This window comes from Haliea sp. (assembly GCF_040221975.1).
Classification (GTDB): Bacteria; Pseudomonadota; Gammaproteobacteria; order Pseudomonadales; family Halieaceae; genus Haliea.
Map to the genome: position 1 here is coordinate 113,831 of NZ_JAVJWR010000033.1, position 14,241 is coordinate 128,071.

Here is a 14,241-nt window from a genome sequence, read left to right on the forward strand (position 1 = left end):
CGTCCGGAAAGGAATCTGAATGGGCCCCCCGTCTCTTCTCTTGCTCAGTCAGGGGCGTGCAGGATCCAATAGCTCTATCCAGTGCACCACGGGCACCTCGGCGCTGGCGAGATGCAGTTGACAGCCCACGTTGGCGGTGGCGATCAGGGCTGGCGTATCCACCGTCAAGGCTGCCTGCTTGCGTCGTCGCAGGCGCTGGCTCAGTTCGGGCTGCAGCAGCGAGTAGGTGCCGGCCGAGCCGCAGCAGATATGGGTTTCCTCGGTCCGTGCGAGAGTAAATCCGGCACTCCGGAGCAGCGTCGCCAACAACTCGGGCTGGTGCAGGGCATGCTGCAGGGAGCAGGGGGTATGAACCGCCACTTTGCCGCAGCTGGTATCCGCGGCCAGTACACTCAAGTCTGCGTCGAGAAGCACCTCGCCCAGATCCCGGGCCAGGGCTGATACCTGCGCCGCGCGCTGTGCGTAGACCGGGTCGTCGGCGAGCAGGCGGCCGTAGTCTGCCAGCATGGCCCCGCAGCCGGATGCGGTAGTGACTATGCCTTCTGCGCCCGCCTCGATGGCTGGCCACCAGGCGTCGATATTGCGGCGCATGTTGTCACGGGCGGCAGCCGCGCCACCGAGGTGTTGCTGTACTGCGCCGCAGCAACCGGCTTGTGGCGCTGCCTGCAGAGTGATTCCAAGAGCGGCGCAGACCCGGCGTGCGGCGTCGTTGGTACGGGGGGTGGCCGCGGCCTGAACACAGCCTTCGAGGACCAGCAGCGTGCGGCTACTGGCTGCTGTGGGCAGCGGCAGTCGTCGCTGCCGCGGTGGAATCTGCTGACGCAGGACGGCGGGCAGCACCGGGCGCAGCAATTGGCCGATGCGCAACAGCGAGCGGAATAACCCGGGCCGGCTAATGACCGCCCTCAGCATCTGGCGCAGGGCAGCCTGCAGACGAGGCCTTGGGGCGGCGTCCTCGGCCAGGTGCTGCCCAATCTCCGCAAGCTGTGCGTACTGCACACCGGAAGGGCAGGTGGTCTCACAACTGCGGCAGGTGAGGCAGCGGTCCAGGTGATGGCTGGTGGGGGCTGCCGCGGCACCGGTTTCCAGCAGTTGCCGGATCAGGTAGATCCGGCCCCGGGGGCTGTCGCGTTCGTCCCGGGTCTCCAGGTAAGTGGGGCAGGTTTCCAGGCAAAAGCCACAGTGAACGCAGGCGCTGAGCAAGTGCCGGGCCCGTTGGGCATCGCTGTTGTTGGCATAGTGGTGGTGTAGTTCAGTGTGCATAGGATTGCCTTGGCGGCCCCACCTAGAGCCAGCTGTAAAGGCGGCCGGGATTGAGAATGCGATCCGGATCAACGGTCAGCTTGAGTCGCTGGTGCAGCGCCTGCAAGGGGGGTGACAGCGGCTGCGCGGTCTCACCATCCCGGTTCGCGCCGGGCCACCAGAGGCTGGCGTGGCCGCCGTGGTCGCCAGCATAGCCGTGGGCGTCGAAACCGTCGACAGCGAACCAGCGCAGGGCACCGGCCCAGTCAATGAGCAGGGGTGTTGTCCCGGGCGGCAGCGGTGCGTTGCCGGCGAGGGAGACCCGCCACAAAGGGTTGCCGGCGGCCTGGGCGCCAGCGGAGAACTCTCGCAGCGAATCCCAGGGTGTATCCCTGGGTGCCGCAGTTTCGCCGCCCCAGCGGCGGACACTGGCCTCGACGGCAGCAGCGGCACCAGCAAGGCGCAGGAACAGCCGCCCCTGCAGCCAACAAGCGCCGGTCAGCGGCGCGGGCTCCCTGGCGTAGCGGATCATCTGCGCCAGTGCTGTCTCCACACTCATTTCCAGCGCCAGGGTCTGCGTGGCCCCCACTGCGGGCATGACTTTCAGGCTCACCTCGGTGATCACCCCGAGGCTGCCCAGGGCACCGGCCTGCAGCCGGGATACGTCATACCCGGCAACGTTTTTCACCACCCGGCCACCAAAATTCAAACACTCGCCGCGACCGGTGAGCAGCTTTACCCCCAGAACTGCGTCGCGTACTGCGCCACTCCAGGGGCGCGCGGGCCCTGAGCAGTTGCTCGCCAGGGTACCCCCCAATGTTGCCCGACCGCCGCAGGCGGGGGGCTCGAAGGCCAGCACCTGGCCCTCCGTGGCCAGAAGCTCTGTGACTTCGCTGACCGGTGTGCCGGCCCGGGCAACCAGTACCAGTTCCCCGGGTTCATAGGCGACCACTCCGCGGTGTTGTGCCAGGTCGAGGGTGTCTTCCGCCGTGCAGGGGCGGCCCAGCCACAGGCGTTTACTGTCGCCGCCTCGAATACGCAGCGGGTTGCCTGCTGCCCGTGCGCTGCGCACACGGTCGCAGAGGGACTCAATCAGGTCAGTCAACTGTAGCCTCCCGTGCCGGCAGGGCGCGGTATTCCTGGCAGCGCTTGAGGATGGGAATTCCCTTGCCGGGGTTTAAGGTCAGGGCGGGATCAAAGGCTGCCTTGATGTCCTCCAGCTGGTGCAGCTCGGCGGTGCTGAACTGGCTCGGCATCTGTCGCAGTTTCTCCAGGCCGACGCCGTGTTCGCCGGTAATACAGCCGCCGACCCGCACGCTGAGTTCCAGGATATCGGCCCCCAGCGCCTCGGCGTTGTGGATCTGTCGGGGGTCGGCGGCATCGAACAATATCAGCGGGTGCAGGTTGCCGTCTCCAGCGTGAAAGACATTGGCAACCGCGAGCCCGTAGTTCTCCGCCAACCGGCTGATTTCTTCCAGCACCGGGGCCACCTGGCCACGGGGTATGGTGCCGTCCATACAGTAGTAGTCAGGCGCCAGCCGCCCGACGGCGGGAAAGGCCGATTTGCGGCCGGCCCACAGCAGCGCGCGTTCCCGCTCGTTGGCGGACACCCGCAGGGAGGTGGCGCCGAGCTGCTGCAACAGTGCCTGCACTTGCACGATCTGCGCCGCTACTTCTTCGCGGGTACCGTCCAGTTCACACAACAGCAGGGCCTGGGCGTCCCTGGGGTAACCGGCAGCGGCGAAGTCCTCTGCAGCGCGGATCGCGAGCTGATCCATCATTTCCAGCCCTGCGGGTATGATACCGGCACTGATGATCCCTCCCACCGCAGCCCCCGCCTCGCGGACACTGGCAAAGCCGGCCATGATGACCTGCGCCAGTTCCGGTTGCGGCAGCAGTTTTACCGTGATTTCCACGACCACGCCGAGGAGACCCTCGGAGCCTGTCAGCAGGGCCATCAGGTCAAGGCCGGGGCCGTCAAGCCCGGTACCGCCAAGCGTGATGGTTTCCCCAGCAACGGTCAGCACGGTGAGCGCCAGCAGGTTATGGGTCGTCAGTCCGTATTTCAGGCAATGAACGCCCCCGGAGTTCTCGGCCACGTTGCCGCCGATGGTGCAGGCAATCTGGGAGGAGGGGTCCGGGGCGTAGTACAGCCCGTGAGCCGCCGCGGCCCGGGAAATGGCGAGGTTGGCGACGCCGGGCTGGACCCGGGCGCTGCGCGCGTCAGGGTCGATGGCGAGGATCCGGTCCAGTTTGCTGAGGACCAGAAGAACGCCTTCCGGGTGGGGCATGGCACCGGCGCAGAGCCCGGTGCCGGCTCCGCGGGCGACAACCGGCACCCCCAACCCGTGGCAGACGCGCAATACGTTCTGTACTTCATCTACAGTGGCCGGCAGCGCGGTAATCAGTGGCATTTGACGGTACAGCGACAAGGCATCGCACTCGTAGGGGCGCTGTGATTCCGCTTCGGTAATGAGGTCGAGTCCGGGTGCGGCCGCGCGCAATTCCGCCAGCAGCCGTTCCCGGTCAATCGGGGGCAGTGGTGCTGCAGTGCTCGCCTGTGACCCATGCATGCTGCGTGCTATCCTCGCCTGCGAAAGGCAAAGCATAACCTATTCGCCCAGGGAGTGGATTCATGACGCAGACTTTTCGCGAGCAGGGTGGAGCCGCCACCATGGACCCTTCCCCTCTGCGGCGTTGGGTGACCTCCCGCATGCTCACGCAACTGCTGGATCCGGAGCGCGAGCGCAAGCTGGCGACAGAGGCGGAACAGGAGCGGGCGCGCAGCGGTGACCGCCACGTAGTGGACTATTTTCACCAGCTTGACGACCCCTACAGTCTGTTGGCCGCACAGTGCATCGGCCCACTGCTGGCCCACTACGATATCGATGTGCGCTGGCATCTTGTGCCCGGGCCCAGTGGTGCCAACCTGCCCGAACCCGAGCTGCTGCCGGCTCTGGCGCGGTCGGATGCCGCAGCAGTGGCGCCTTTCTACGATTTGCTCTGCCCACCGCTGGTGGCGCCGGATACAGCCCTGCTGCAGCGCGCGCAGCGTATTTTTACTGCCACGCGGGACAGATTGCGGGTAGAAGCAGGGGAGGCACTGAGCAGTGCTGTATTGACCGGCGATGCAGCCCTGCTGGAGGATCTGGCCCGGCGTCATGGTGAAGCCAGCGCGGCGGACGCCGAGGCACTGCTACAGGCGGGCGCAGCGCGACGCAAGGCGCTGCACCATTACTCGGGGGCGATGTTCCACTACGGAGGAATATGGTACTGGGGAGTGGACCGACTGTATCACCTGGAGCAGCGTCTGCAGGCCCTGAAAACCCAGCGACGCCCGCTCGCGGGCTGCCTCTACCCCCGGTCTCCGTTGCGCAATGCGCCGCACCGGGACAACGGCTCCCTGACCCTGGAGTTCTATGCCTCCCTGCGCAGTCCCTATACCGCGCTGATCTTCGATACCGTGGTGCACTGGGCGCAGGCAGTCGGGGTGAAGCTGGATCTGCGCCCGGTCCTGCCAATGGTCATGCGCGGGGTGGCGGCCACCCGCGACAAGGGCGTGTACATCTTCAGTGATGCCGGCCGCGAGGCGCGCGCCCTGGGGGTCCCGCTGGGGTCTTTCTACGACCCCATCGGCGAACCGGTGCGGCGCTGCTACTCTTTACTGCCGCTGGCGGATGCCGAGGGCAAGAGGGTGGAGTTGCTGGGCAGTTTCCTGCAGGCGGCTTTTGTCGAGGGGCGCAATACCCTGCACAAGCGGGTTTTGCGCAAGGTAGTGGAGCGTGCCGGCCTGTCCTGGCGCGAGGCCTCGGCGCAGTTGGGGAAGCCGGGATGGGAGGCGTTGCTTGAGGCCAACCGCGAGGCCATGTATGCCTTCAACTGTTGGGGCGTGCCTGGCTTCAGGCTGGTGGACGAGGACGGCAGCACCCTCGCCACGGCCTGGGGCCAGGATCGCCTCTGGCTGATCGCCGAGGTGGTGCAACAGACGCTGTCGGCGCGGGATCAGTCCGGCTCCAGTACGGAGTTGCCGCCCCCGTTCCCGCATTCCAGGTAGCGCCTGCGCTTGCGCGGCTTCAGTTGCTCCAGGTCCACCAGCACAAAGCCGTCAACGCAGCTGCCGAATTCCCTGTCCACATTGAAGGCCGTGATGGCGACCCCTGCCGGCTGCGCTACCTGGGCATAGTGCTTGAACAGGGTGGGCACGCGCAGGCCACTTGCTGCCAGCGTCTCCTGCAGAACCTTGAAGTCGCGCTCGGCGTCCGCAGGCCCGCGGCCCATGGCAAACAGGGGTTGAAGCCCGGCGGGCGACGTGAACGGGTTGCGCGGCTCGATATCCAGCGCTAGCTGTGAATAATGGGCCCGGTAGTAGCTGGCCAGGTGGGCGATGGCCTCGTCGCCGTACAAGCGGCTGATGGAGGCGGGCCCGAACAGGTAGCGGTAGCACGGGTACCGGCGCAGGAAGGCACCGATGCCCAGCCACAGGTAGTCCAGGCTGTGCCGGGTCTGGTAGCGGGGCTGGACAAAGCTGCGTCCCAGTTCCAGTCCCTGCTGCAGGTACGGCTGCATGCCCGGCCCGAAGGCAAACAGCGTGTCGGTATACAGCGCCGCCATCCCCCTCTGGTCCACCAGCGCGCGGGCGTCGCCCAGCCGATAGGCGCCGGCAATTTCCAGCTCCTGCGGGTCCCAGAGCACGAGCTGCAGGTAATCCCTGTCGAAGCGGTCGATGTCACGGGGCAGCCCCGAACCCTCGCCTACGGTGCGGAAGGTCATTTCGCGCAGGCGCCCGATCTCGCGCATCACGCAGGGCGCATCGGTCATGCGACACAGGTGGATGTGCTTGCCGTCGGGAGTGAGCCCCAGTGATTCACTGGCGCTGATTTCCTGTCGCAACAGCAACCGGTTTTCCGGTGCGGCCACGGTTTCAATGCTCTGGAATACGGGCCGTCGGTCGCGGGCGATCCGGTAGACATGCTTGCGAAACAGCCGCGCCAGCTGCCCACTGGATACGTCCAGGGCACTGTAGTGTTCCCAGGGCACCGACCGCCCGACCCGCGCATCCACCGCGTTGTGGCTCTGCTTGAACATCTCCCGTACCAGCCAGATGGTAGACAGTGGCCTGGCCAGGAACGAGAGGCTGTAGAAGAACAGCGAATTGCGCCCGGCCATATAAATCGGCAGGATCGGCGACTTTGTCGCAGCGGCAATCCTGACGAAGCCCGCTTGCCATTCGCCATCCTTCACGCCCTTGACCCCGAAACGGGAGACTTCCCCGGCGGGAAAGATGATCAGGGCGCCGTCCTGCTCCAGATGATCGCGAATACGCCGGAGGTTCTTCCGCGGTGTGCTGCCCCCCATGTTGGTCACCGGCAGCAGGACGGGCTCGAGTGGACCCACCGCGGTCAGCAGGTCATTGGCAACCACCTTTACATCGGGCCGGACCTGACGTACCAGACTCAGCAGCGCCAGGCCATCGAGGGATCCTAGCGGGTGATTGGCGGCGATCACCACGCGACCGCTGGCAGGAATCCGGGACCGCTCGTTGTCGCGGAGACGCAGGGTGAAGTCGAAGTAGCGCAGGGTTTCTTCGACAAAATCAAAGCCCCGCAGATGCGGATAGTCCTGGGCGAACTGACGAAACCGCGACTGGTAGAAGAGATAGCCCAGAAATCGCACCAGGGTGGTGGCGATGCGCCGATGGCGCTGGAACAGGCTGGGATAGCGGGTTTCCAGAACCTGGCGAATGTCAAGCATGATCGTCGTGCTCCGGCGCGTTGGGGGCTAGTTGAGCAGTTCGACAGCCTCATCGTAGTCGCGCCAGGCAGTGCCCAGCAGAGCCACGAATTGCTGACGCCGGGTGTCAACCACTGAGATCCGGCCGCCCTTGTTGAGAAAGTCCTCGACCTGGCGCTCGATTTCCCGCCGGGTCCGTTCCTTCTGGTTCAGTTCGTTGCTGTGGCTGGTGCGCTGCATGGTAGTGCTCCTGTCCATCAAGGGAACAGGGCGCATTCTGAAACGCAGATGTTGCAGCAAAGCGACATCTGGATGAAGTTTTCTTGACTGCCCGCCTGCAACAAAAACGTCACATTGCGATCACATTAGTGTCATCAAGTGTCACTAGGATTGTCCCAACCGCGAGCCGAGGGCACAAGCACAAGCCACAGCGCCGCGACCGTTTTCAACCGGACTATTGGGACCCCAGAATGAAACCACTGTTTTCTCGCTTGAGCGCCACAGCAGTTCTGCTTTGTTCGGCCCTGTCAGTCCAGGCTGCGGATGAATTGGTTGTCCAGGTGAGCAGGGACGGCGTTGTTGCGCCGGGCCTGACCATTGTCCTCGATGGCAGCGTACGCAAGCCAATCGACGAGAGCGGCGCAGTGTATTTCGACCTGACCTCGGGTGCCCACAGTATTCAGGTGCTGGACGGCGAGCAGGTCCTGCACAGTTTCCGCTTTGATGTCGCCGAGGGCCAGCTCGCCGACGTATTCATCCGCCTCGACGAGGGCCAATCGCCGGTTGCCTCTGTCGACTCCTATTTTACCTCGGAGACGGCGGCACAGCGTGCACGCGCAGCGACCGGGACCGTGCAGGGTCGAATCACCTCTGCCGGCGAAGCGGTTGCCGGTGCCACGGTGGAGCTTTCCGGCGCGATCTCCCGCTCGGTAATCACGGGTGCCGATGGCAGATACGCGCTGGAAGCTCCCCGCGGCCTGTATACGCTGACCATTACTCACCCGGAACTCGGCAGTCAGAGTGTTGAGGATTACCGTGTGATAGCCAACGCGGCCAAAGGGTCCGATTTCAATCTGCGCAGTCCGCGACAGCGCAGCATTGGCATCAGCATGCCGCAGCTCGAGGAAGTAACGGTAATCGCCAGCATGCCCACGGGTGGCCTGCAGGAGAGCGAGCGCTATTCCACCAACGTCGTCAATACTCTGGACGTTGAGCAGCTGGCACGCTTTGGCGATACCGACGTTGCCGCCTCGGTGATTCGCGTGCCCAGCGTAACGGTGCAGGACGGCCAGTTCGTGTTCATTCGCGGGCTCGGCGACCGCTACGTCAGCAGCACCCTGAACAACGCCACCCTGCCCAGCACCAACCCGACCAAGCGCAGCGTGCCGCTGGACCTGTTTCCCAGCAGCATGGTGGAGCAGTTGGACATCCGCAAGAGCTTCCTGGCGTCCATGCCGGGGGAGAGCACCGGCGGTAACCTGCAGATCAATACCCGGACGTTCCCCAATGAGCGCTCCGGCAAGGCTACGTTCCAGATAGGCTACGTCGATGGTACTACCGGCGATGATGCCTTCGTCGACCCCAGCAGCGGCGATTTTGACATCATTGGCTGGGACGATGGCGAGCGCCAGCGGCCGGCCATTGCCTACGCTGTTGCCCAGATCTTTGAGTTTTCCGATTTCCTGAACCCGGCAGTTGAGCGCGAACTGGGCAAGCTGGGCGCCAACGCCCTGACCGACAACCTGCAGTATGACACCGAGACCGCGGCCCCGGACGTCTCTCTGGGCCTCAGTTATGGTGACGTGTTTGATCTGGACCTGTTTGGCGGCTCCGAACTGGGCTACTTCATCGCGGGCAACTACAAGAACGAGCGTGGTGTTAGAAAGGACGGTGTACGCAGGACCTATGGCGGGGTCAACGCCTCACGCGTGCTGGACGATTTCACCTTTGAGCAGTTCGATAATGACATTGACGCCAGCGGCTTGCTGTCCATCGGTCTCAATCTCGGTCAAAGCAGCTATACCTCCAATACCATCGCTTCCCGCGTTACCAGCGAGTCCGTGCGGGTAGAAGACGGCTTTGACGGTGACGAGCTCAATCCGTCGCTCGGCTGGTCCATTGAATGGGAAGAACGCCAGTTCCTGTCGCAGCAGCTCGCCGGAGAGCATATTCTCGGCGCCGATGAGGCCTGGACCCTGAACTGGCAGGCAACTGCCAGCCGCGCCGAGCGCTACGCTCCCGATCGCCGCGACGTCCGCTTCGACCTGCAGGGCAACGACGGTATCTACAATCTGCAGGTTCCCGAGCTGACTCGCCGCTACGACGACCTGGTGGATGACAACCTCGATGCGTCAGTGGATTTTGAGTATCTGTTCTCAAACGGCAATCTGGAGTCCACGCTTGAGTTTGGCATCAACGGCATTACCCGCGAGCGGGACTCGGATTCTGATACCTACGGTTTTGGTGGTGGCCTGTTGGCGGTGGATGACAGCGCGCCCAATCTGGAGGTCTCGGACGTCATCAACGACGATACCATCACCGGCGTGCCCAGCACGGGTTTCACCTTTCAGGACAAGACCCTGCCCAGCGACAGCTACGAAGCGGAGCTGGACCTCAACAGTGTGTACCTCTCCTACGATGCGTTGTGGAACCTGAAGTATCAGGTGGTGCTCGGCGTGCGCTATGAGGAGTACGAACAGGTTACCGATACCTTCGGTCTCTCCGGGGCGCAGGGGCCCCAGCAGTCTGTGCTGGAGGAAAATTCGGTGCTCCCGACCCTCAGCTTCAACTGGTTCATTACCGATGACCAGCAGCTGCGTTTCGCTGTGTCGAAGACCGTGGCACGCCCGGACTTCAAAGAGACCTCCAACGCGACCTTCTACGACAAGGAGTTCAATTTCCGGGTCCGCGGTAACCCCAACCTCGGCGTGTCGGACGTGACGAACTATGACCTGCGCTGGGAAAAGTACTGGTCGGACCAGGAGTCGCTCAGCGTGGCGCTGTTCTACAAGGATATGAAAGACCCCATCGAACGCGTGGTGCAGCCCGCCTCGGGCACTGCGGGTAACTCGCGTACCTTCCAGAACGCAGAGTCAGGTGAGATCCTGGGCGTCGAGATCGACGGTCGCAAGGACTTTCCCCTCGATGAATCCTTCACCCGCAGTTTCTTTGTGGCGACCAACGCCAGTTATATCGACTCGGAAGTAACCCTGCTTAACGCCAGCAAGCGCGAATTGCAGGGTGCGCCGGAGTACACGGCCAACCTGATATTCGGCTATGACGATATCGCCCGCGGCCACGAGCTGACGCTGTTGGTCAACCAGGTTGGCAACACCATTGTCGACGTCGGCGTATCGGGCCAGCCTGACGTGATTCTGGAGCCGCGCCTGGATGTGAACCTGGTGTACCGCTACAGCATTTCAGAAAATTTCACCTTCCGCGCCAAGCTGGAAAACATTCTGGATTCGGAAGTGGAGTTCACACAGGGCGGCAATGTATTCCAGAAATACAAACGTGGCTTTGAAGTGAAAGCAGGATTCGATTGGCAGTTCTGATCGGAAGCTCGCCGTGGGGCAGCAGTAAATTAAACCTACCAGAGAAAACCCAGGAGAAGTTATGAAACTGAAGAAATTGGCAATCGCTACGGCGGTGCTCAGCTCTCTCGGTGGCCTTTACGGATGCTCCGAAGGCGACGAGGCCAACATCAATATCGACGCGCCTACTACCGTGACCAACCCGCCGCCGACTGGCGGTGGCGACACCGGCACCACTTCCATCTGCCCGGACTGGTCTTCCGCCCGGCCCAAGGACGCTGACGGCAATGACGTCTGCCAACTGCCGGCTACTATTCTGGTTGACCGCACCCTGACCAGCGACAAGGTCTGGTACATGGAGTCGCGGGTTACCGTGGGCAACGGCAACCAGGAAATGTCGATTGACGAGGGTATCCTTGCCAACGGTGACACGGTGGTCGACGCCACCATCAGCATCCAGCCCGGCACCCAGATCAAGGGTCAGACCGGCAGCTTCGCCAACATGATCATCACCCGCGGTTCCAAGATCATGGCCGAGGGGACTGCCGATGCACCGATCATCTTCAGTGCCGACGACCCGGGCTTTGACGGCGTGGGTGACTGGGGCGGCCTGATCCTGCACGGCTACGCGCCACACAACGAGTGTTTGACGGCGGACATGGGTGCGGTGGCCTGTAACGTCGACTCCGAAGGTGAATCCGGCTTTGGCGGCGGCTATTCCCCGGACGACAGCAGCGGCGTACTGCGTTATGTCGTGGTGACCGAGGGCGGTTTCGAATTCGCCACCGGCAACGAGATCAACGGGATCTCCCTGATCGGGGTCGGCGCCGGCACCGAGATGGAATATATCCAGATCCACAACAACGCCGATGACGGCATCGAGTACTACGGCGGCACCGTCAGCACCCGCTACCTGGTGCTCACCGGCAACCAGGACGACTCCATTGACTGGGACGAAGGCTGGAATGGTAACGTCCAGCACATGCTGGTACGGCAGAGCCCCGATACCAGCGGTAACGTGATTGAGGCGGACACCGAGGGCACCCTGGACTTCCTGTCCATCCCGACCATCGCCAACGCCACCTTTATCGGTAATGGCGCCAAGACCACCGGAGCGGTATTCAAGGCCACCTCCGGCGGCTTTATCCACCACTCCGTGTTTACCTTCGACGACGCCATCCAAGGCGAGACCACCTGCGTTGACGCTTCCCGCGCCGCCCAGGTAGGGACCGAGCTGGTCTACACCAATGTGGTGGCGGACTGCGACATCAGCGGCGACGTGGTCCTGCTGCCCTCACTGGTGTCCGATGTGCAACTGGATGAGAACTACGCATCCCAGGCGTCGGAGTCGTCTGCAGTTGGCGCTCTGGATATCGAAAACATCAACGCAACCTACCCGGTAAGCGTTGCCGACCCCGACTTCTTCGACGTCACAGACTACGCCGGCGCCGTGGACCCGAACGCCAGCAGCTTGTGGTATGAAGGCTGGACCATTCCCGGGTCGCTGTAATGGCACTTTGACAGAACAGTAATACCCCCGCTTGAACGCCGGCCCTGTGCCGGCGTTTTTTTGTGGCGTTCAGGGCAGCTGGTTGCCCAGTTGTCGGCTGCCATCGACCCGAGACAGGTCCAGCACACTCAGGATGCCGGCCCTGGCGCCGCATACAGCCGGGATGGCATTGACCAGCCAGCAGGCCGCCGAGGCGTTGCCACCGCCGCCGGCACCGACCTCGTACTCATCCTCGGCATGCAGGCTCAGGGTGATATTGGGATTACCGCGAACGAGGACCTGGTGGCAGCCCTGGCCCTCGGGCGGGTAGGGCCAGTCCGGGGCGCAGCTCTCATCAATGCGGGTGATATGCTCAAGCACAAAGCGTATCGCGCCGGCAGTAATGCCGGCTACTTCGAAGCGGAAGGCACCCTGGGTACCGGCCTCAAACAAACCCATGGTGGGTATCCTGATGTCCCGTTGCAGTGCTTGCCGTTCAACAGCAACCTCCAGGGCGGTGACCGGACAGCTCAGGGCGTCGCCCACCAGTCTCACCATGGGTCCCCAGACCATCTCGATGGCGAAGTCGTGGAGCATGATCGGCAGGGTATCCATGGAGCCACCAAAGCCGATGACCTCGCGTACGACCCTGGGCTGGTCGTAGAGTGCGTAGTTGAAGATTTCCCGGCAGCGGATCTCGGTGATGGCAGAGCTGGTGCCGCTGACCAGTGCCGGCAGCATGTCCATGGCCCAGCCCGGGTCGATTCCGGACACGAACAGGGAGCTGTTGCCCCGGTTGCAGGCCGCCTGGACCGGCGCGAACAGGTCGGGCAGGGTTGTCTGTGGGTGCAGAAACGCATAGAGGCCGCTGGCGACCACGTCGCAGCCGGCATTGAGGCAGGCCAGCAGGTCGCTCATGGCAGCCTCCGGGCGGGTGTCCGCGGTCGCCGCATAGACGACCGCATCCGCGCCCGTGGCCAGAAGGGCAGGCCAGTCATCGGTGGCCGCAAGGCCGATGGGCGCCAGACCCGCCAGCACGCCAACATCGACCCCGACCTTGTCCGGGTTGGCGACCACAACGCCGGCAAGCTCAAGGTCGGCGTGGGTGAGAACGGCCCGGATGGCGGGGCGGCCGACGTTGCCGGTGCCCCAGACAATGACGCGCAGGCTCATAGACGGCTGCTCCCCTGAAAATTCATGTTGCTGTCATATCAGTGTCACAAAAGCGCACTAATATCGCCGCCCATAGACACCCCGAATCAGGAACGAACAGAGTACCATGCGTTTACTTATTGCTGCACTGCTGCTGATTGCCACAGGTCAGGTCCATGCCCTGGCACTGGGCCCGGAAGAATTTGCCGCTGCCAAGCGCCTCAGCTGCGTGCTGGCCCAGGACTCCCTCGGCTATCTCAATGAAGACGACTACGCGGCGCTGACCGATGATGTGCTGGATGAATACGATGCAGCCGATGGCGATGTGATTTTCGCCAAGGCCCTGGGATACTTCGACGGTCTCATGTTCGGCATCCCGGAGCAGGATGTGTCCGGCATACAGGCGCGCCTGCGCAGTTTTGTCGACAGCCAGGCCTGCAGCCAGGTCGTGGGGGTGAGTTTTACCCTGTAGTCCACCGCGCCGGTGATCCCGTACCGGCTCTGCTGCGTAGTCTGTGTTAACCCACACAGTCTGCGAGAACGTGCATGCGCCTTTTATCCGCTGTTTCCCTGTTGCTGGCCCTGACTCTCGGTCTGGCCGGCTGTAGCCCCGTGACCGTACAGGACTATGCCGACAACCGGCCGCGCCTGGTACCCGAGGAGTTCTTCCAGGGGCAGTTGACTGCCCACGGGGTGATCAAGAACCGCGGCGGCAAGGTTATCCGCTACTTCAACGCCGACATCAAGGCCTGGTGGGAAGACGGCATCGGCACCCTGGAAGAGGACTTTGTCTTTGACGATGGCGAGCCCGAGCGGCGGGTGTGGACGCTGACCCCGCAGGACGATGGCAGCTATATCGGTACCGCCGGCGACGTCGTCGGCGATGGCCGGATTACCCTCGCCGGCAACAGCATGTTTCTCGATTACGTACTGCGCATTCCCTACAACGATGACACCCTCGACCTGCGCATCGACGATCGCATGTATCTGGTCAATCCCACCACCTTGATCAACGAATCGACCATGACGAAGTTCGGGATCCGGGTAGGAGAGATCCTGCTGGTGATCGAGAAACGCGGCGACTGACAGCGGCGC

Annotated in this window: 11 protein-coding genes; 5 read left to right on the top strand and 6 right to left on the bottom strand. The window is 63.3% G+C overall.

Going from position 1 to position 14,241, the window contains the following annotated elements; all coding sequences use genetic code 11:
- Positions 1-48 precede the first annotated feature (48 nt).
- The 3 genes from glcF to RLO07_RS15600 are packed head-to-tail and all read right to left on the bottom strand — an operon-like array spanning position 49 to position 3,815.
- Positions 49-1,263, bottom strand: coding sequence for a glycolate oxidase subunit GlcF (gene glcF / locus RLO07_RS15590; RefSeq protein ID WP_462293065.1), 1,215 nt, complete (start codon positions 1,261-1,263; stop codon positions 49-51).
- A 22-nt stretch (positions 1,264-1,285) separates the two neighbouring features.
- Entirely contained in the window at positions 1,286-2,347 is a 1,062-nt protein-coding gene (glcE, locus tag RLO07_RS15595; RefSeq protein ID WP_462293066.1) for a glycolate oxidase subunit GlcE, read from the bottom strand.
- Positions 2,340-3,815, bottom strand: coding sequence for an FAD-linked oxidase C-terminal domain-containing protein (locus RLO07_RS15600; protein ID WP_462293067.1), 1,476 nt, complete (start codon positions 3,813-3,815; stop codon positions 2,340-2,342). Before RLO07_RS15600 ends, glcE begins: the two co-directional genes overlap by 8 nt.
- A gap of 62 nt (positions 3,816-3,877) precedes the next feature.
- On the opposite strand from RLO07_RS15600, the gene RLO07_RS15605 reads away from it, so the two are divergent.
- Complete coding sequence (locus RLO07_RS15605; protein ID WP_462293068.1) at positions 3,878-5,296, top strand: DsbA family protein; 1,419 nt, start codon at positions 3,878-3,880, stop codon at positions 5,294-5,296.
- On the opposite strand, the gene olsF is transcribed toward RLO07_RS15605, so the two are convergent.
- Entirely contained in the window at positions 5,245-6,993 is a 1,749-nt protein-coding gene (gene olsF / locus RLO07_RS15610) for a bifunctional ornithine lipid synthase OlsF (protein WP_462293069.1), read from the bottom strand. The genes RLO07_RS15605 and olsF overlap by 52 nt on opposite strands.
- Before the next feature lie 27 nt (positions 6,994-7,020).
- On the bottom strand, positions 7,021-7,212 hold the full coding sequence (locus RLO07_RS15615; RefSeq protein ID WP_462293070.1) for a hypothetical protein: 192 nt from the start codon (positions 7,210-7,212) through the stop codon (positions 7,021-7,023).
- Between the two features lie 320 nt (positions 7,213-7,532).
- On the opposite strand from RLO07_RS15615, the gene RLO07_RS15620 reads away from it, so the two are divergent.
- Positions 7,533-10,526, top strand: coding sequence for a TonB-dependent receptor (locus tag RLO07_RS15620; protein ID WP_462293071.1), 2,994 nt, complete (start codon positions 7,533-7,535; stop codon positions 10,524-10,526).
- A 61-nt stretch (positions 10,527-10,587) separates the two neighbouring features.
- Positions 10,588-12,015 (top strand): hypothetical protein, encoded by a 1,428-nt coding sequence (locus tag RLO07_RS15625; RefSeq protein ID WP_462293072.1) that lies wholly within the window; start codon positions 10,588-10,590, stop codon positions 12,013-12,015.
- Between the two features lie 69 nt (positions 12,016-12,084).
- Here the strand turns inward: RLO07_RS15625 and RLO07_RS15630 are convergent, their stop codons facing one another.
- A complete protein-coding gene (locus tag RLO07_RS15630) occupies positions 12,085-13,167 on the bottom strand; it encodes an NAD(P)H-dependent amine dehydrogenase family protein (protein ID WP_462293073.1) in 1,083 nt (360 codons plus the stop codon).
- Positions 13,168-13,273: 106 nt separating this feature from the next.
- Here RLO07_RS15630 and RLO07_RS15635 point away from each other — a divergent pair, with 106 nt between their 5' ends.
- A complete protein-coding gene (locus RLO07_RS15635; protein WP_462293074.1) occupies positions 13,274-13,618 on the top strand; it encodes a hypothetical protein in 345 nt (114 codons plus the stop codon).
- A 74-nt stretch (positions 13,619-13,692) separates the two neighbouring features.
- Positions 13,693-14,232 (top strand): DUF3833 domain-containing protein, encoded by a 540-nt coding sequence (locus RLO07_RS15640; RefSeq protein WP_462293075.1) that lies wholly within the window; start codon positions 13,693-13,695, stop codon positions 14,230-14,232.
- The last annotated feature ends 9 nt before the right edge of the window (positions 14,233-14,241 follow it).